Annotated in this window: 19 protein-coding genes; 2 read left to right on the top strand and 17 right to left on the bottom strand. The window is 28.6% G+C overall.

Annotated features, from left to right (window positions below; all coding sequences use genetic code 11):
- Positions 1–6: 6 nt before the first annotated feature.
- From B5L73_RS03455 to ssb, 4 genes are read right to left on the bottom strand one after another with little or no spacing between them, the layout of a single operon-like run.
- A complete protein-coding gene (locus B5L73_RS03455) occupies positions 7–567 on the bottom strand; it encodes a peptidylprolyl isomerase (protein ID WP_085147861.1) in 561 nt (186 codons plus the stop codon).
- Positions 560–1,054, bottom strand: a complete 495-nt coding sequence (gene coaD, locus B5L73_RS03450; RefSeq protein WP_085147859.1) for a pantetheine-phosphate adenylyltransferase — start codon at positions 1,052–1,054, stop codon at positions 560–562. Before coaD ends, B5L73_RS03455 begins: the two co-directional genes overlap by 8 nt.
- Complete coding sequence (gene gyrA, locus B5L73_RS03445) at positions 1,054–3,633, bottom strand: DNA gyrase subunit A (RefSeq protein ID WP_085147857.1); 2,580 nt, start codon at positions 3,631–3,633, stop codon at positions 1,054–1,056. Before gyrA ends, coaD begins: the two co-directional genes overlap by 1 nt.
- 5 nt (positions 3,634–3,638) lie before the next feature.
- The gene (gene ssb, locus B5L73_RS03440; protein WP_085147855.1) at positions 3,639–4,094 is read right to left on the bottom strand and encodes a single-stranded DNA-binding protein; all 456 of its coding nucleotides are present in this window, start codon (positions 4,092–4,094) and stop codon (positions 3,639–3,641) included.
- A 90-nt stretch (positions 4,095–4,184) separates the two neighbouring features.
- Here ssb and uvrA point away from each other — a divergent pair, with 90 nt between their 5' ends.
- Positions 4,185–7,040, top strand: coding sequence for an excinuclease ABC subunit UvrA (gene uvrA / locus B5L73_RS03435; protein WP_085147854.1), 2,856 nt, complete (start codon positions 4,185–4,187; stop codon positions 7,038–7,040).
- Positions 7,041–7,082: 42 nt separating this feature from the next.
- Positions 7,083–7,685, top strand: a complete 603-nt coding sequence (locus B5L73_RS03430) for a urate hydroxylase PuuD (RefSeq protein WP_085147852.1) — start codon at positions 7,083–7,085, stop codon at positions 7,683–7,685.
- Here B5L73_RS03430 and secF read toward each other — a convergent pair.
- The 13 genes from secF to B5L73_RS03365 are packed head-to-tail and all read right to left on the bottom strand — an operon-like array spanning position 7,682 to position 18,462.
- Positions 7,682–8,566: a protein translocase subunit SecF gene (secF, locus tag B5L73_RS03425; protein ID WP_085147850.1), complete on the bottom strand. Its 885-nt coding sequence runs from the start codon at positions 8,564–8,566 to the stop codon at positions 7,682–7,684. The genes B5L73_RS03430 and secF overlap by 4 nt on opposite strands.
- Positions 8,566–10,119 (bottom strand): protein translocase subunit SecD, encoded by a 1,554-nt coding sequence (gene secD, locus B5L73_RS03420; protein ID WP_085147848.1) that lies wholly within the window; start codon positions 10,117–10,119, stop codon positions 8,566–8,568. Before secD ends, secF begins: the two co-directional genes overlap by 1 nt.
- 16 nt (positions 10,120–10,135) lie before the next feature.
- Positions 10,136–10,423, bottom strand: coding sequence for a preprotein translocase subunit YajC (gene yajC, locus B5L73_RS03415; protein ID WP_085147846.1), 288 nt, complete (start codon positions 10,421–10,423; stop codon positions 10,136–10,138).
- 54 nt (positions 10,424–10,477) lie between these two features.
- Positions 10,478–11,737, bottom strand: a complete 1,260-nt coding sequence (gene serS / locus B5L73_RS03410) for a serine--tRNA ligase (RefSeq protein WP_085147844.1) — start codon at positions 11,735–11,737, stop codon at positions 10,478–10,480.
- Positions 11,730–12,500 carry a twin-arginine translocase subunit TatC gene (tatC, locus tag B5L73_RS03405; RefSeq protein ID WP_085147842.1) on the bottom strand — a complete coding sequence of 257 codons (771 nt, stop codon included), beginning with the start codon at positions 12,498–12,500 and terminating at the stop codon, positions 11,730–11,732. Before tatC ends, serS begins: the two co-directional genes overlap by 8 nt.
- Positions 12,487–12,702, bottom strand: coding sequence for a Sec-independent protein translocase protein TatB (gene tatB, locus B5L73_RS03400; protein WP_085147839.1), 216 nt, complete (start codon positions 12,700–12,702; stop codon positions 12,487–12,489). Before tatB ends, tatC begins: the two co-directional genes overlap by 14 nt.
- Positions 12,703–12,707: 5 nt before the next feature.
- Positions 12,708–12,908 carry a twin-arginine translocase TatA/TatE family subunit gene (gene tatA, locus B5L73_RS03395; protein ID WP_085147837.1) on the bottom strand — a complete coding sequence of 67 codons (201 nt, stop codon included), beginning with the start codon at positions 12,906–12,908 and terminating at the stop codon, positions 12,708–12,710.
- A gap of 53 nt (positions 12,909–12,961) precedes the next feature.
- A complete protein-coding gene (gene scpB / locus B5L73_RS03390; RefSeq protein WP_085147834.1) occupies positions 12,962–13,669 on the bottom strand; it encodes an SMC-Scp complex subunit ScpB in 708 nt (235 codons plus the stop codon).
- Positions 13,669–14,406 (bottom strand): segregation and condensation protein A, encoded by a 738-nt coding sequence (locus B5L73_RS03385; protein WP_085147830.1) that lies wholly within the window; start codon positions 14,404–14,406, stop codon positions 13,669–13,671. Before B5L73_RS03385 ends, scpB begins: the two co-directional genes overlap by 1 nt.
- A gap of 9 nt (positions 14,407–14,415) precedes the next feature.
- Complete coding sequence (locus B5L73_RS03380; RefSeq protein WP_085147828.1) at positions 14,416–15,363, bottom strand: glycoside hydrolase family 3 N-terminal domain-containing protein; 948 nt, start codon at positions 15,361–15,363, stop codon at positions 14,416–14,418.
- Positions 15,363–15,617: a hypothetical protein gene (locus B5L73_RS03375; RefSeq protein WP_085147826.1), complete on the bottom strand. Its 255-nt coding sequence runs from the start codon at positions 15,615–15,617 to the stop codon at positions 15,363–15,365. The genes B5L73_RS03380 and B5L73_RS03375 overlap by 1 nt, the downstream gene beginning before the upstream one ends.
- Positions 15,617–17,347, bottom strand: coding sequence for an arginine--tRNA ligase (argS, locus tag B5L73_RS03370; RefSeq protein WP_085147824.1), 1,731 nt, complete (start codon positions 17,345–17,347; stop codon positions 15,617–15,619). Before argS ends, B5L73_RS03375 begins: the two co-directional genes overlap by 1 nt.
- Positions 17,344–18,462, bottom strand: coding sequence for a deoxyguanosinetriphosphate triphosphohydrolase (locus tag B5L73_RS03365; RefSeq protein ID WP_085147822.1), 1,119 nt, complete (start codon positions 18,460–18,462; stop codon positions 17,344–17,346). The genes argS and B5L73_RS03365 overlap by 4 nt, the downstream gene beginning before the upstream one ends.
- Positions 18,463–18,484 lie beyond the last annotated feature (22 nt).

Raw genomic sequence — 18,484 nt, 5'->3', positions numbered from 1 at the left:
AGAATTTTATAAAGATTTGAAACTAATAATTTTGTCAGGGTCTGTTACTGCACCATTATTATTTTCATCGCCTCTTTTGATCTTATCAACAAATTCCATTCCCTCGATAACCTTTCCAAAAACAGTATATTGATTATCTAAAAATGGGGCTGGTTTAAAACATATAAAAAATTGACTATTAGCACTATTAGGATCTGATGATCGAGCCATAGATAAGGTGCCTCTGTCATGAGGAAGATTACTGAATTCTTGTTTAAGATCAGGTAAATCTGATCCACCCATCCCAGCTCTTCTCAAATCAAAATCATCTGAATTTGAATTGCCAAATTTGACATCTCCTGTTTGCGCCATGAAGCCATCAATAACTCTATGAAATACTACATTGTCATATTTGCCAGCATCAGCTAATTCTTTTATTCGTTTTACGTGATTGGGTGCTGTATCTGAAAATAATTCTATTTTTACATCACCATCTTTTAATTTTAAAATCATCATATTCTCCTCTGTTAACGATTGATTAATTGTAAATAAAAAAATAATTAATATCTTGATTAAAAGTTTAATCATATTTTTCTTTCAAAGCTTTAATAGTGCTCTTTGTTGTAAATTTTTTAATATCTCCATTAAGTTTGACAATTTCTTTTACAAATTTTGAAGAGATAATTTGATTTTCAACATCTGACATCAAAAATAAAGTTTCAATATTATTATTCAACTTTCTATTCATACCAGCAAGTTGAAACTCGTATTCAAAATCGGATACTGCTCTTAAACCTCTCAATATAACACTTGATTTGTATTTTTTACAAAGAGTGGTTGTTAATGATTTAAATGAAATTAAAATTATTTTTTTTTTGTTCATCTTAAGATCTTTAAAAAGAGCATTTCTTACAATCTCTAATCTCTCCTCAGCATCAAAAAGATAATCTTTATTTTCACCATCCGATATAGCTACTACAATCTTATCAAATAATTTTAATGCTTTTTTTATTACATCAATATGACCAAAAGTAATTGGATCAAATGTACCAGGATAGATAGCTGTCTTGTGCATTATATTAAATTATCATCAATTTTAATTGCTGAAACAACTTTTTCATCACCAGATAACTTGATTATTCTTACTCCTTGAGTGTTTCTTCCAGCTGTTCTAATTTCTTTAACTGCTAATCTTATAACTCGACCTTTGTTTGTTGAAATCATTATTTCATCTCCCTCATACACAGGAAACGATGATGCAATATTTCCATTTCTGGGTGAATTAATTATTCCAATAATTCCTTTACCACCTCTATTTGTTGTTCTGTAGTCATAATGCGAGGTTTTCTTACCAAAACCATTTTCACTAATAGATAAAATAAACTTTTGTTTTGCTGCTAATTCAGACTTATCATCTTTTGTATTTTTTCCATTTTTCTTAATCTTATTATTGTCAATTATTGATAAAGAAACTATTTCATCATTAGGTGCTAATTCTATTCCCTTTATACCTTTTGACGATCTGCCCTTAAATATTCTTAATTTTTTAGACTCAAATCTGATACATTTTCCAAATTTTGTACTCAGGATTATATCTTGATCATCTTTACATATTTTAACTCCAATTATTTTATCATTAGTATCTAGTTTCATTGCTATTTTTCCAGCTGTATTAATTGAAGAGAAATCTTCTAAACTATTTTTTCTAACCTTGCCTTTTGAAGTTGCAAAAATTATCTGATATTTGCTTGAATCTTCCTCACTTTCAGGAAATGGCATAATTGAGCTTATTGATTGATGGTTTTTAAGCGGCAAAATATTGAATAAAGATTTACCTTTAGATGATGCTGAACCTTCGGGAATTTTCCATGCTTTTATTTTATAAACAAGACCTTCTGTAGAAAAAAATAACACAGAGGTATGAGTATTAACTGATAGCGTTTGAACTACAGAGTCTTCATTTCTAGTTGTGATACCAGTTTTACCTTTTCCTCCCCTTTTTTGAATTTTTACACTTTTAAGTGATCCTCTTTTTATATATCCTTGTAAGGTAACGGTTATAAGAACAGTTTCTTTTTGTATTGTTTCCTCGATATCATAATTAAGTATTGCATCGATGATTTTTGTTCTTCTTGGTGTCGCATATTTATCCTTTATTTCATTAAGCTCGTTACTTATTACTTTTAATAATTCTTTTTTTGAAGATATGATTTTTTTTAATGAAGAAATTAACTCAGATAATCTTTTTATTTCAACTTCTATTTCATTTATACCAAGTGCTGTTAATTTTTGTAATCTTAATTCCAATATAGCTTCAACCTGAACAGTTGATAAATTATAAAGACCCTTAGAGTTTTTACTTTCTATTAATGAAATCATTTTTTTTGATTTATTGATTTTCCACTTAGTATTTAATAAAGCTTTTTTTGCATCATCTGGAGTTTTTGAACCTCTTATAATCTTTATAACTTTATCTAAATTCTCAACTGATACGGAAAGACCAATTAAGATATGTGCTCTGTCTTCTGCTTTGTTGAGATCAAATTTTGTTTTCTTAAGTACGACATCTTCCCTAAATTCTAAAAAATTCTCTAAAAATTCTTTTAGATTACAAGTCTTTGGTTTACCATCAACAATCGCAAGTGTATTAAATCCAAATGAGCTTTCTATTTGAGTGTTCTTGTATAGTTGTCTTTTTACAGTCTCTGGTTCAACACCAGTTCTTAAATCTATTGAAACTCTGATTCCCTCTCTATTGGACTCATCTCGTATATCTCTAATACCCTCTATCTTTTTTTCTCTAACTAATTGTGCTATCCTTTCATTTAATACCGATTTATTAACTTGGTATGGAATTGAATTTATAACTAATCTATCTCTACCATTCTTAAGTGTTTCGATTGATATCTCCCCTCTAATTTTAAAAGAACCTCTACCTTTATTGTATCCCTGTTTAATGATATCCTTACCAATAATTATACCGCCTGTAGGAAAGTCAGGTCCAGGAATGTGTTTCATAAGATCTTTAATCTTTATATCTTTGTTGTCAATTAAAGCTAATGTGCCATTGATTATTTCTCCTAAGTTGTGAGGTGGAATACTTGTGGCCATACCAACAGCAATACCCCCTGCTCCATTTACTAAAAGATTTGGAAACTGAGCAGGTAACACAGTTGGTTCTTTTTCTGTTTCATCATAATTGCTTTTAAAATCAATTGTCTTTTTTTCAATATCATCTATCAAAAATTGTGAAACTTTTGATAGTCTAGTTTCTGTGTATCTCATGGCCGCTGCTGGATCACCGTCTATAGATCCAAAATTTCCTTGACCATCTACAAGGGGTAAACTCATTGAAAAATCTTGAACCATACGAACAAGTGCGTCATAAACAGATTGATCACCATGTGGGTGATATTTACCAATTACATCCCCAACTATTCTTGCAGATTTTCTAAATTGTTTAGACCAATCATAACCACCTTTATACATCGCATATAATATTCTTCTATGAACAGGTTTTAGACCATCTCTAACATCTGGAAGCGCTCTGCTGACAATGACGCTCATTGCATATGATAGATAAGATGAGCTCATCTCATCATGCATTGAGATTAATTTTATATTCTTATCTTTAGAAACTTCGTTTTTTTCCATAATAATTAAAATGGAATATCGTCGTCCATATCATTTTGTACTTGAGATAAATCTTCAGTATTATTTGATATTTGTGAATTGTCATTAGCTATACCGCCACTTGAATTTCCTCCACCAAGCATAGTTAAAGAAGAATTGTAACCTTGTATAACTATTTCAGTTGAATATTTGTCTTGTCCAGATTGTTCATCTTTCCATTTTCTTGTAGTAATTTGACCCTCAACATAAACTTGAGCACCTTTTTTTAGATATTGCTGAACAACATTTACCAAACCTTCATTAAATACAACTACGCGGTGCCATTCAGTTTTCTCTTTTTTTTCACCTGTATTTTTATCTTTCCATGATTGACTTGTAGCAAGGCTTAATCTTGCAACGCTCTTTCCATTCACCATTTGCTTGATTTCGGGATCTGCGCCCAAACGACCAATTAAAAGTACTTTATTTAAACTTCCAGCCATAATATTTTAATATTTATTTTAATAGTTAATTAATTTATATCACAATTTTACTCTGAATATTAATTTTATTAGACCAAAGCAACAAAAATTATGATTAAAAAGATAGTTATAAAGGGTGCAAAAGAACATAATTTAAAAAATATATCTTTAGAAATTCCAAAGGATAAATTTATTGTAATTACTGGACTATCTGGATCAGGAAAATCTTCGTTAGCATTCGATACAATTTATGCTGAAGGTCAAAGAAGATATGTTGAAAGCTTATCAGCCTATGCAAGACAATTTTTAGATAAGATGAAAAAGCCAAATGTCGACCTTATAGAAGGTTTAAGTCCTGCGATTTCGATAGAGCAAAAAAATACATCAAAAAATCCTAGGTCTACAGTTGCAACCGTTACTGAAATTTATGATTATATGAGAGTATTATATGCTAGAGCTGGTATTCCATATTCACCATTTACTGGCAAACCGATCGAGTCACAAACTGTTAGTCAAATAGTAGATAAGATTAAAAGATTACCAAAAAAATCAACTATTTATCTTTATGCTCCTGTAGTTAGGGGAAGAAAAGGTGAATATAGAAAAGAGATTTTAAATTATAAAAAAAGAGGTTTTAGAAAAATTAAAATTGATGATGTTTTATATGATATTGAAAAAGTTCCAGAACTTAATAAAAAAATCAAACATGATGTATCGATACTGGTCGATAGAATAGTTTTAAACTCAACTTTAGGAAATCGACTTGCAGAGGGTATAGAAACTTCAATCCAATTAGCTAATGGTCTTTTATTTGTTGAATATGAGGATGAAACTTTACCAAAAAAATTCAGAAAATTAGAAAAATTAATTTTTTCAACAAAATTTGCATGTCCTGAAAGTGGATTTACAATAGAGGAAATTGAACCAAGATTATTTTCTTTTAATAGTCCATTTGGTGCTTGTGAAGAATGTGAGGGTATTGGGGTAAAATTAAATGTTGATCCAAATTTAGTTATACCAAATGAGAAAAAAAGTATAATTGATGGAGCTATCGAGCCATGGGCAAAAACAACAACATTATATTATGCTCAAACTTTAAGTTCTTTAGCTAAACATTATGGATTTTCCCTAGAGGAAAAATGGTCAAAATTATCTAAAAAGATAAAAGATATTATTCTTTATGGATCTGATGATGAAGAGATAAAATTTACATATGATGATGGGTATGAAAAATATTCGCATAAGAAAACTTTTGAAGGTGTTATAAACAACTTAGAAAGAAGATATTTAGAGACAGATAGTGATTGGAAAAGAGAAGAAATTGCTCAATATCAATCCGATACTAAATGTGAAAGATGTAACGGACATAGGCTAAAAGATGAAGCTTTATGTGTAAAAATAGATGGTCTTCATATCAGTGAGGTTACAGAAAAATCGATTTCAGATGCTGCTTTATGGTTCGAAAACTTAAAGAATAATTTGGACAAAAGACAAGTAAAAATTGCTGAACATATTTTAAAAGAAATTAATGAAAGATTAAATTTTTTACTGAATGTTGGTCTTGATTATTTAACACTATCTAGAGAGTCAGGAACTTTATCAGGTGGTGAGGCACAAAGGATAAGATTAGCGTCACAAATTGGTTCTGGTTTAACAGGTGTTCTATATGTCTTAGACGAACCATCAATAGGTCTTCATCAAAAAGATAATGTCAAACTTATAAATGCTTTAAAAAGGTTAAGAGATTTAGGCAATACAGTTATTGTAGTTGAGCACGATACTGAAACAATGGAGAATGCAGATCATATAATTGATTTAGGACCAGAGGCCGGTAACAAAGGTGGTGAGGTTGTTGCTCAAGGTTCAATAAAAGAAATAAGTCAAAACCAAAATAGTATTACTGGAAAGTATTTATCGAACAAGTTTAAAATAAATGTACCACCGAAAAGAAGATTAGCCAAAAATGGAAGATTTTTGGAAATAACAGGCGCAACAGGTAATAATTTAGACAATGTAAATCTAAAAATTCCTTTAGGAAGTTTAACTTGTGTCACTGGAGTATCTGGGAGTGGCAAATCTACTCTTGTGTTACAAACTTTATATAATGCCTTAAATCTTACGTTGAATAATAATAAATCTAGAAAAATTCCAAAACCTTTTAAAGGTTTTAAAGGAACGGAGTTAGTTGATAAGATCATCGATATTGATCAATCACCTATTGGGAGAACTCCAAGATCTAATCCTGCAACTTACACAGGTGCTTTTGGTCCTATCAGAGACTGGTTCACTGGTTTACCCGAGTCAAAGTCTAGAGGCTATAAGCCAGGAAGATTTTCATTTAATGTTAAAGGTGGTAGATGTGAGGCCTGTGAAGGTGATGGTGTTATTACTTATGAAATGCACTTTCTACCAGATGTATATATTCAATGTGATGAGTGTAAAGGAACTAGATACAATAGGGAAACTCTAGAAATAAAATTTAAAGATAAAAGTATTGCTGATGTCTTGAATATGACTGTTGATGAAGGATGTGAATACTTTGAGAATATATCTAATATTAAAACAAAATTACTTACACTTAAGAAAGTTGGTTTAGGATATATCAAGATTGGTCAACAAGCTACAACATTATCAGGTGGTGAAGCCCAAAGAATTAAATTAGCTAAAGAATTATCCAAAAGATCTACAGGAAGAACCATGTATATATTAGATGAACCAACTACTGGCTTACATCAACACGATATAAAAAAATTACTCGAAATTCTTCATACATTTGTAGCCCTTGGAAATACTGTTGTTGTGATTGAACATAATTTAGATGTAATAAAAACAGCAGATTATATTGTTGATATGGGTCCTGAAGGTGGTGTCAAAGGTGGAAAAATTATCGCAGAAGGAAAGCCTGAGGAAATTTGTAAAATAACTGAGAGTTACACTGGAAAATTTTTGAAACCTCTTTTAAATTAAAATAATCGTTGTTAAATATAATCAAAATTAGTATATTTAAATATGGATAAATTGTTAGCCTCCCTACCAAGAACAATACATGCCTCATTAGCATTAGCTCTTGTAGTATTTATTGGGTTGTTTTATCAAAATGATGGATTTAGTTTCGATAGACTTTTCTGGTCTTGGTTAACAAGATTTTTTCACGTTGTAGTAGCAATAATGTGGATAGGACTTTTATGGTATTTCAATTTCGTACAGATCCCTAACATGAGTAAAATTCCTGATGAGCAAAAACCAGCTATAGGTAAAGTTATTGCTCCAGCTGCTCTTTTTTATTTTAGATGGGCAGCAGCACTTACTATTCTATCAGGATTTATATTAGCATGGTTAAATGGATATCTTCACGACGCTATGACTTTAAGCATAGGCTCAGGAGTACCGAAACATACTGCCATCGGAATTGGTATGTGGTTAGGTGTTGTTATGGCTTTTAATGTATGGTTCGTAATTTGGCCAAATCAGAAAAGAGCTTTAGGTATAGTTGAATGTGAACCTGAGGTAAAAGCAAAATCAGCTAAGACTGCTATGCTGTTTTCAAGAACTAATACTTTGTTATCTTTACCGATGCTACTTTCAATGGTAGCTGCCCAAAATTTATATTAATTTTTATCTTCTCTAAGAACTGTTTTTTGAGATACATTTAGTCTTACTAACACTGTATTTGCAATATAAATTGATGAATAAGTACCAAAAATTACACCAAATATCATTGCTAAAGAAAAACCCTTCAAAACTTCGCCACCAAAAAAGAATATTGAAAGTAAAGCTAATAGTGTTGTAATAGAAGTTATCAAAGTTCTAGATAAAGTTTCATTTATAGAAATATTTGTTAATTCAAAAATTTTAATATCTGAATATTTTCTTAAATTCTCTCTAACTCTATCAAAAATAACAACTGTATCATTCATTGAATAACCTACTATTGTTAATACGGCAGCAATTATTGAAAGATTGATCTCAAGACCCAACAATGAGAAAACACCAAGTGTAACAATTACGTCATGAAATAAAGCAACTATAGCACCTAAGCTAAACTGCCATTCAAATCTTATCCAAATGTAAACAAGCATTAAAAACAAAGCAACCGATATTGCAATAACACCTGATCTTAATAATTCAGCACTAACTTTAGGACCAACATTTTCCACACGTCTAAAATTGAAGTTATTTCCAAATGATTTATCCAAATTCTTTTTAATTTCTTCAATTACTTTTTTATTTTCATTATTTTCAAACTTAATCAAATAATCAGTCTCATTACCAAAATTTTTAACAGATACATCGCCTAAATTCATTTGACTTAAATTATCTCTAAGCGAAGAAACATTAATTTTGGAATCTGAAGATCTTAATTCAATAAGAGTTCCACCTTTGAAATCTATTCCAAAATTTAAACCTTTAAATGTAAGTAATAATAAGGAAATTATTACTAAGGATACTGAAAGAATATTAAATTTATTGTAATATCTATTAAAAGCTATCATTAAATCAGTCCCTGTTTTTCTTTATTTTTTGATACATATAAAACAGTTAATAATCTTGCTATAAAATAAACTGTAAATAGTGTTGTAAATATCCCGATTCCTAAAGTTAATGAAAATCCTTTAATAGGACCTGATCCCATGAAAAATAAAATTATTGCTGCTAATAAAGTAGTTATATTAGCATCTAATATAGCAGTTCTTGATTTTGTATAACCACTGTCAAATGCTATCAAATTATTTTTTTCATTCTTTAGTTCTTCTTTAATTCTTTCAAAAATAAGAACATTTGCATCGACAGCCATACCAACGGTAAGAATAATTCCTGCTATACCAGGTAAAGTTAGGGTTGCTTCAAATAAAGTAAGTACACCAATCAATATAAAAAGATTTAACACTAAAGCAATATTAGTGATAATGCCAAAAATTTTATATTTGACTAAAATAAAAAGGATAACCAATATGAAACCAATCAAGAGTGCAAGCATACCTGCATTTATAGAGTCTTGTCCTAAATCAGGGCCAACAGTTCTTTCTTCAATTATATTTAAAGGTGCAGGTAATGCACCTGATCTTAAAAGTAACGCAAGGTCAGTGGCTGATTGAAATGTAAATCCACCACTAATTTGACCAGATCCAGTTGCAATTGTATCTCTTATCACTGGAGCACTGATTATTTTTCCATCTAAAACGATAGCTAATCTTTTGCCAATACCAGTTGATGTAGCTTTACCGAATCTTTTTGCACCTACTCTATCCAAAGAAAAATTTACGACAGTTTCGTTAGTTTCACTATTCATTCTTGGCTGAGCATCCAAAAGATTGTCACCACTTAATATAATTCTTTTACTAACTATTGCTTCTTCGGAACCATCTTCAAATACTAATTTTTCTGCTCCAAACGAATCTTCGGTATCGTTCGTAACAAATCTAAATGTTAAATTGGCAGTCTTACCTAATAAAGATTTTATTCTCATTGGATCATCTAAACCTGGTAATTCAACTAAAATTCTATCATTGCCTCTTTTAAGAATATTGGGTTCGTTTGTTCCAATTTCATCAATTCTTCTTCTAACTATTTCTAGTGCTTGATCTTGAGAGGAAGTTTTTAAATTAATAATACCTTGCTTAGAGTAAGAAACTTTAAAAGAATTATTTTCTTCTATTATGTCTAATTGATGTGATTTAAATCTTTGGTAATAAGGATTTATTCTACTTTCCTCTGATTTAAATTCATCCAAAATAGCTTGTTTAGAATTTTCATCTGAAGTGAAAAAAAGAGTTTGATCTAAAAGTTTGAAATTTGTGGTTCTAATATTTTTATCTTTAAAATAATTTCTTATTGTAACAGTTAAATTTTGAAGTTTTTGTTCAATTACTGGATCGTTATTAATTTCTAGCAACAGATATGATCCGCCTTGTAAATCTAGTCCTAAATTAATCTTTTTATTTAATAAATTATTATCAAATTTAAAAAAATTTGATAAAGCGATGATGATAAAAAAAATAGAAATTAAGGTAATAAAAATAATTCTTAGTTTTGAAAAATATAACACTTTATATTCAAAAAAATTATTTTTTTACTTCTTGAGAATTCATTAAACTTTGAACACCAGTACCTCTAATTACTTCAACTGTCACATTTTCAGCAATTTCTACTTCAATTTTATCATTATCGATAACTCTTGAAATTATTCCAGTAATACCACCAGAGGTTACAATTTTGTCACCTTTTTTTAAATTCTCTACCATAGCTTTATGTTCTTTAACTTTTTTTTGCTGAGGTCTTATTAAGAAAAAATAAAAAATAACAAAAATTAAAATTAACGGTATAAATTGTCCAATTCCTGCACTATCCATAAAACTCCTTAATTAAAATTGATTATTTATACTATCTAAAAGATTAAAACAACTTTATTTGACAGAAATTTTTTCCAAATTGTCCATATACGGTCTTAAAACTTTTGGAATTATTATCGAACCATCCTTTTGCTGATAATTTTCTAAAATTGCTATTAAGGTTCTACCCACTGCTAAACCACTACCATTCAAAGTACCAACATAAAGAGTTTCTTTTTTTTGATTCTTATATCTTGCTTTCATTCTCACAGCTTGAAAAGTTGCACAAGATGAGCAAGAAGAAATTTCTCTATATTTTTTTTCAGAAGGTAGCCAAACCTCAATGTCATAGGTTTTCTCAGCACTAAAGCCCATATCACCACTACAAAGAATCATTTTTCTATATGGCAATTCCAATAGATCTAAAATTGTAGTTGCACATTTCGTCATTCTCTCTAGTTCTTCTAAGCATTTTTCTTGCTCAACAATACTGACCATTTCAACTTTATAAAACTGATGTTGTCTGATCATTCCTTTTGTATCTTTGCCATAACTACCCGCCTCTTTTCTAAAGCAAGGCGTGGATGCAACAAATCTCATTGGTAGATCTTTTTGATTAATAATCTTATCTTTAACAATATTAGTTAAAATTACCTCTGCAGTGGGTATTAAAAATTTCCTTTCACCATTATCTTCAAGTTTAATTTCAAATTGATCATTTTCAAATTTAGGAAGTTGACCAGTACCAAACATTGTACTTTCGGAAGCGAATAAAGGTGGTGAAATTTCTTCATAACCATTTTTTATTATGTGCGTATCTAACATAAAATTTGAAATAGCTCTCTCTAGTAATGCCAGTTTATTTTTAACAAATACAAAACGTGAACCCGTAGTTTTTGTTGCTAAATCAAAATCAAGCATGCCAAGTTTTTCACCCAATTCATAATGTGATAAAGGATTAAAATCAAATTTTGGTATTTGTCCTGACTTCATTATTTCTACATTATCATTTTCATCTTTACCGTTAGGAACATCCTTGTGAGGAATATTTGGTATAAATGATAAAATCTTATCTAATTGATCTTTAATAATTTTTTGTTGTTTTGAAATTTCCTCAATTTCATTTGAAATTTTTTTTGATTTTTTAAATAATTTTTCATCTTTAGATTTTGAAATTTCTTTTTTTTCATTTTCTAAAGTTTCTTTTTTTTGAATAAAATTTCTATTTTGAATATCTAAATCTTTAAGTTCATTAAAATCTATTTTGAGAAATCTACCTTTAAGAGCATCTTTAAAATCATCAAAATTTTTTCTTATTTCCTTTAAGTTATGCATTAGAATCTTTAAATTTCTTATCCTCTATAAACTTTACAGAAAAAATTGATAATTCATATAAAATTAATAAAGGAATTGCTAAACCAATTTGTGTGATAGGGTCAGGTGGTGTTAATAATGCTGCTGCAGCAAAAATTATAACTACAACATATTTTCTTCTTTTCTTTAAAAATTCAGAATCAACAATACCTATTCTAGCCAATAAACTTAAGACAACAGGTAATTGAAAACTAATACCAAAAGCAAAAATAAGTTTCATGACTAATGATAAATATTCATTTACTTTAGCCTCTAATTGAATTGGTAAACTTGTAGATAAACCCGTGCTTTCAAATGACAAAAAAAACTTTATCGCTAAGGGCATAATCAAGTAATAAACCAACATCCCTCCTAAAAAAAAAAGTACAGGAGTCAGTATAAGGTAAGGTAAAATTGCATGCTTTTCATGTTTATATAAACCAGGCGCTATAAATTTCCAAATTTGCATCAATATAAATGGGCATGTAACAAAGAATGCTGTAAAGAAAGAAATTTTTAGATATGTCAAAAAAGTTTCCTGAAGAGCAGTAAATATTAATCGTCTATCAGTTCCATCGTCTTTAACAGCTTGAGCGAAAGGATCTACTAAAAAACCATACAAGTGTTCTGCAAAAAAATAACATCCAATAAAAAAAACTATGAGAAAAATAAAACTATGTATAAGTCTTTTTCTCAATTCAGCTAAATGGCTTACAAAACCACTTTCATTGTCATTCTGACTCATGTTTTTTTTCTTCTTTTTTTTCTACTTTATCATTTTCAATATCAATATTAGAAACTTCATTCTGGACATTATTGATATAGTTCTTAATCGTGCCAATCCATGATCCGACTTTTTTTAACATTATTGGAAAGTCTTTTGGTCCAAGAACAATGATAGCTATTGCAACAATAATTAAAATCTCAAACCAACCAATAGTAGGCATGTGATTTAATCTTTTTTGTTATTATCTTGATTATCTTCGGAAATATTTTTAGGCTCATTGTCATCAGTAACATCTGATGCCATGCCCTTTTTAAAGCTCTTAATTCCTTTAGCAACATCTCCCATCAGACTTGAGATCTTACCTCTTCCAAAAAGTAAAACCACAAGTATAACAACAATTGCTATTTGCCAAATTCCTATGCTCATAAAAAAACTATATATCTTTTAATCTCAATTTGAAAGTGACTTTTTAACTTAAGTTATGAATTCTTATTTTTCTCTTCAGAGTCTAGGGTGCTACTTAACATTTCATCAATATTCGAATAAATATCCTCTTTTTTATCATCTTGTTTTTCTTTATAAAATTTACCAGTCCCAAAAATTGCATTATCAATATTTGTACTATCAATAAGACCAGCAGCTCCCAATTCATCAACAGTTGGTAAGTCAGATAACTTTTGAAGATTAAAATGACTTAAAAAATCATCAGTCGTAACATATTGAATAGGTTTTCCAGGGACATCTTTTCTCCCACCTGGTTTTACCCAGTTTAACTCCATCAAAATTTCAAGAGTATTAGTGCCAAATGCAACACCTCTAATCTCTTCAATTTCAGCACGCGTCACTGGTTGATGATAAACAATAATTGCAAGTGTTTCAATTGCAGCTCTTGATAACTTTTTTTCAACGGTTTTTTCTTGCTTCATGATCTCAGAAAGATTTGGGGAGGTTCTAAATGACCATTTTTTTGAGATACATACTAAGTTAATACCACGATCTTTATATTCACTCTGTAATTTTAATAAAATCTTTTCAACATTAGTTTTTTTTGAAATCTTATTTTCTATAGTCTCTATATCAAGAGGCTCCGCAGCTGCAAAAACTATTGCTTCAATTTCTTTTTCAATTGAAGATAACTTTTTAGGAAAATCAATAATATTATTCTTTTTTATATTTTTTTTGTCCATTACTTTTCCTTAATAAAAATGTCATCAAATAAATTTTCTTGTTTAATTCTTAAATTACCTTCTTTAACAAGTTCAAGTGATCCAGCAAATATACCTGCTGTACCGGTTTTCTTATATTTAGTAACACTTTTGAAATTTTTAGGTATTAAGTCCTCTAATTTTTTCCAATCTGTTAATTTTCCAAAAAAATCTCTAATTGTTTTAATCCCCTCTTCAGTTGTGAAGACAGGTAGTTTTGGAATATTTATTTTTTGAAAATCTTTGGTCATAATGATTGTTGAATATGTCTTTAATAATTCAAATAAATTTACTTTAATTTCACTGTTGTAGATCGGTCTAATGCCTGATTTGATACCTCTTGTTCTAATTTCACGACCTAACCTTTTACGTTTTAACATTTGTTCTGATAGTAGTCTTATTAACTCTAATTTTTTTAGTTGGAGTTTTAATTTTTCTGCTACTTCTTGAACTTTAAATTCCTCTTCTGGTGTTCCAGGTAAAAGAAGTTTAGATTTTAAGTAAGCAAGCCATGTAGCCATAAGCAAATACTCAGATGCAATCTCTAAATTCAAATTTTTTTGATTGGTTATAAACTCATGGAATTGATCTGCCAGTTTTGTGATAGAAATATTTTCTAAATTTACCTTTTGAGATTTTGCAAGGTCTAATAATATATCTAATGGACCATTATAGTTTTCAATATCAACACTAAAAAGTGAGGAATCATTTTCTGTCATAAATGAATACTAGCTTATTATCTTGTAAAATTGTGATGTTTTTTTTATTACAAATTTGCTTAAGAAAGGTGAGTTTTGAGCAACAATTTCCATCTCTTTTTCTTTGGCATTACAATGTAAAACTAGATCACAACCTGCATTAAACGCATTGATTGTATTTTCTTTAATTTTACCTTTTAAACTTTTCATAGATATATCATCAGAAATCAAAATATTTTTAAAACCTATTTTATTTCTTATTAATTTTATTATTTTTTTAGAATGCGTTACTGTATTTTTTAAATCAATCTTTTTGAATATGATGTGGGCTGTCATTGCAAAAAAAGAATTTTTTCTTTTGAAAGGAAAAAAATCATTTTTTAATAAGTAATCTAAATTTTTACTAATTACAGGTGTAAAATGGTGGCTGTCAACTTTTGCTAAACCATGTCCTGGTATATGTTTAATAACAGTTCCTATGCCATTATTATGGTGATAGTTGATGCAATAATCACCAATTTTAGAAACTATTTTGGGATTACTAGAGAAAGATCTGTCTCCAATAATTGATGATGAACCTTTCTTTCTAAGATCTAAAACAGGACAAGTATTAATATTAACTCCTATCAATTTTAATAAATATGAAGTTTTGTCAATAAAAAGTTTATAGAAAAAATTAAATTCCTTAGGTTTTTTTATAAATTTTTTACCAAAAAATTCAGATGTCAAATTTTCAAAAGATATAATATTTCTAAGTCGGTTTACTCTACCACCTTCTTGATCAATCAAGATTGGATATTTATTATCGTTAAAGATTTTACGAATAGATGTGGTTAACTTCTTCGCTTGTTTAATGTCTTTTATGTTTCTGGTAAATAAAATTACTCCCCATGGCTTATATTTTCTAAGAAAATTCTTTTCTCTATTACTAAGTTTTGTTGATTTAATACCAATAATAAAAGATCTTCGATTATTCATTAATCTAGAAGTTTCCAAAAATTAAATTTTTTCTTTTTATCTTTGTTAGATTTCTCTACATATTGGATGATATCTTTAGTATCATTTTCTAAAACTGGCAATTTTTCAGAATAAATATCAATTTTTTTGTCAATATTACTCAAAGATCTAAAAGAATTTTTTTTATTATTATCTGAAAAATAATACTTACCTGTAAAAAATATAAAAAAACTGATGAATAATAAAAATATCAAATATTTAATCTCTTTTAGCATCACATTTTATCTGGCGTAGATACTCCAACTATATTCATCCCAGATTTTACTACATTGGAAATAGCTTTAAGAAAAATCAATTTATCGTCAGTTATTTTTTTTTGATCATTAATAAATCTTTTGTCTGGATTTTCCTTACCTAAATTCCAATATGAATGAAATAAAGAGGCTAATTCATATAAATAAGTCGGTATTCTATGCGGCTCAAGCTTATTACAAGATACATCAATACACTTGGGCCATTCAGATAATTTTTTTAAGATTTTAATTTCATCTTTGGAATACTCAAAATCGTAATTAGTAATATCTAGATCTGATTTTAAATCTTTATCAAGATGTCTATATACTGAACATATTCTTGCATAACAGTATTGAACGTAATAAAGGGGATTATCTTTTGATTTTTCTATAACGTTATCAAAATCAAAATCGAGTTCAACATCACTACTTCGGTTTAGCATTATAAATCTTGTTGCATCTTTTCCTACCTCATTAATTAAATCTTCTATAGTTATGTAGTCTCCTTTTCTTTTAGACATTTTAAAGGGTTTCTTATCTTTAATAAGTTTAACAAGTTGGCTAACTTTACAAATTAATCTATCTTTGGAGTTTGATAGAGCTTCAACAGATGATGAAATTCTTTTGATATAACCAGCATGATCTGCGCCTAAAATATTAATAAGCCTATCAAATTTTCTGTCTAATTTATTTTTGTGGTATGCAACATCACTTGCAAAATAAGTCCAAGCACCATCAGATTTTTGTAATGCTCTATCTTTGTCATCTCCAAAATCGGTTGATCGGAAAAGCAACTGCTCACGTTCAACCCAATTACTGTCATCTTCACCAGCAGGCGCCTTTATCTTTCCTTTATAAACAAATTTGTTTTTTTGAAGAAACTCAATAACTTTTTCTACTTCTTGATTTTCAACTAATTTTTTTTCACTGACAAAGTTATCATGATTAATACCAAGACTTTTAAGATTATTTTTGATTAATTTTAATGCTTCGTTAATGGCTAAAGAAGTTAATTCTTTGGATATTTTGTCAAAATTTTTAAAATCAATATTTTTATTTGAGTTTAAAATGTTTTGAGCAAAATCAATTAAATAGTCTCCAGGATATAAATCTTCATTATCAACTGGAAAAGGTTCATTAAAAGAAATCTCTCTTATTCTATAATAAACTGACTTTGTAAAATTTATAATCTGATTACCGTAGTCGTTTATATAATACTCTTTTGTAACTTTATTATTATTAAATAATAAAAGATTAGCCATCACATCGCCTAATATTGCACCTCTACAATGACCAACATGTAAAGGACCTGTTGGATTAGCAGATACAAATTCTATTAGGTAATTTCTTTTAATATTTTTATTTGTTCCAAAAGATTTAGAATTTTTAATCATCTCTTTAATAAAATTTGTCCAAAAAATAGGTTTAAATTTAATGTTGATAAAACCAGGTTTTACAACTGATATCTCTTCAATAAATTTATCTTCTTTTTTGATTTTTTCTGCCAAGATTGACGCCAGATCTGATGGAGATTTATTATTAATCTTAGAAAGAACCATGGCTACATTGGTAGAAATATCACTATCAAATTTTGAAGGTGGAATTTCAGCGGTTACCCCGTTTAGTGAATCTGGTAAAATTAAATCTCCACTTGAAGAAAGTGTTGAAAGGATTTCTTTTATTTTATCTAAATACTGTTCAAAAATATTCATTTAAAGTTTTTGTGAAGGTTGATTGCATATCTGTCTGTCATTCCTGATATAAAATCTGAAATTGCTCTATATTTATCCTTTGAGAGATGATTTTTTGAAATAAATTTTTTAGGGTTTTTTTGTATTTTATTAAACAGTTTTTTAATTATTAATTTGCCATTATCATTTTTTTTCAGAACTGCATTATTATTATACATCTTTGTTTTTAAAAAAAATCTTATTTCATTAACAGAATCTTTGACTTTTTCAGAAAAATCTACCATTGTTAAATTTGCTTTAGTAATATCTTTATAATTTTTTATTTTGTTAATCTTCAAATTGGTTTTGGTATTTTTAATTAAATCTCTAATCATTTGATCAATAGAATCTCTTATAATCTGATATGTTGTAATTTTATAGTTTTGTTTGTTTATCTTTTTTTTATATTTTTTATAAATATCTTTAAAAAAGTTAATTTCAATTAACTCCTCTAGTTTAAATAAATTTGCATTTATACCATCTTGAATATCATGATTATTATAAGCTATATCATCTGAAATAGCTGAAACTTGAGCCTCTAATGATGGATAAGTTTCAAAATTAATCTTATGATTGAATTTTTTTACACCAATAAGACTATCAACTAAATCTAATTCATTAACAGGACCATTGTGTTTAAGCAATCCTTCTAAGGTTTCAATTGAAAGATTTAATCCACTATACTTTAGATATTTATTCTCCAAAAACATAACCACACGAAGAGTTTGTAAATTATGGTCAAAGCCTCCATAATCTTCCATACATTCATTAAGAGAGTCCTCACCAGCATGACCAAAAGGTGGGTGACCTAAATCATGTGCTAAACTTAAGGTTTCAGCTAGATCCTCATTCAATTCAAGATATCTTGCAATTGATCGTGCAATTTGAGCAACTTCCATTGAATGGGTTAATCTTGTTCTGTAATGATCACCCTCTGTGTTAACAAATACTTGTGTCTTGTGTTTGAGCCTTCTAAATGAGGCACTGTGAACTATTCGATCTCTATCTCTTTGAAATGGCGATCTATATTTTGATACAGATTCTTTGAATATTCTTCCTTTGCTTTTGGTAAGAGCAATCTTTGAGTATTTTTTCATCCTTTAAAATTAAAATTTAAGT

The organism is Candidatus Pelagibacter sp. RS39, assembly GCF_002101315.1.
In the GTDB taxonomy this organism is placed as follows: domain Bacteria; phylum Pseudomonadota; class Alphaproteobacteria; order Pelagibacterales; family Pelagibacteraceae; genus Pelagibacter.
The sequence above is the reverse complement of the archived record's forward strand: the minus strand, read 5'-3'. Positions and strand labels throughout refer to the sequence as shown.

Bases quoted from the DNA above. Each gene is read 5' to 3' on its own strand.
- B5L73_RS03455 (WP_085147861.1), bottom strand. From the start codon at position 567: ATGATTAAACTTTTAATCAAGATATTAATTATTTTTTTATTTACAATT.
- coaD (WP_085147859.1), bottom strand. From the start codon at position 1,054: ATGCACAAGACAGCTATCTATCCTGGTACATTTGATCCAATTACTTTT.
- gyrA (WP_085147857.1), bottom strand. From the start codon at position 3,633: ATGGAAAAAAACGAAGTTTCTAAAGATAAGAATATAAAATTAATCTCA.
- ssb (WP_085147855.1), bottom strand. From the start codon at position 4,094: ATGGCTGGAAGTTTAAATAAAGTACTTTTAATTGGTCGTTTGGGCGCA.
- uvrA (WP_085147854.1), top strand. From the start codon at position 4,185: ATGATTAAAAAGATAGTTATAAAGGGTGCAAAAGAACATAATTTAAAA.
- B5L73_RS03430 (WP_085147852.1), top strand. From the start codon at position 7,083: ATGGATAAATTGTTAGCCTCCCTACCAAGAACAATACATGCCTCATTA.
- secF (WP_085147850.1), bottom strand. From the start codon at position 8,566: ATGATAGCTTTTAATAGATATTACAATAAATTTAATATTCTTTCAGTA.
- yajC (WP_085147846.1), bottom strand. From the start codon at position 10,423: ATGGATAGTGCAGGAATTGGACAATTTATACCGTTAATTTTAATTTTT.
- serS (WP_085147844.1), bottom strand. From the start codon at position 11,737: ATGCATAACTTAAAGGAAATAAGAAAAAATTTTGATGATTTTAAAGAT.
- tatC (WP_085147842.1), bottom strand. From the start codon at position 12,500: ATGAGTCAGAATGACAATGAAAGTGGTTTTGTAAGCCATTTAGCTGAA.
- tatB (WP_085147839.1), bottom strand. From the start codon at position 12,702: ATGCCTACTATTGGTTGGTTTGAGATTTTAATTATTGTTGCAATAGCT.
- tatA (WP_085147837.1), bottom strand. From the start codon at position 12,908: ATGAGCATAGGAATTTGGCAAATAGCAATTGTTGTTATACTTGTGGTT.
- scpB (WP_085147834.1), bottom strand. From the start codon at position 13,669: ATGGACAAAAAAAATATAAAAAAGAATAATATTATTGATTTTCCTAAA.
- B5L73_RS03385 (WP_085147830.1), bottom strand. From the start codon at position 14,406: ATGACAGAAAATGATTCCTCACTTTTTAGTGTTGATATTGAAAACTAT.
- B5L73_RS03380 (WP_085147828.1), bottom strand. From the start codon at position 15,363: ATGAATAATCGAAGATCTTTTATTATTGGTATTAAATCAACAAAACTT.
- B5L73_RS03375 (WP_085147826.1), bottom strand. From the start codon at position 15,617: ATGCTAAAAGAGATTAAATATTTGATATTTTTATTATTCATCAGTTTT.
- argS (WP_085147824.1), bottom strand. From the start codon at position 17,347: ATGAATATTTTTGAACAGTATTTAGATAAAATAAAAGAAATCCTTTCA.
- B5L73_RS03365 (WP_085147822.1), bottom strand. From the start codon at position 18,462: ATGAAAAAATACTCAAAGATTGCTCTTACCAAAAGCAAAGGAAGAATA.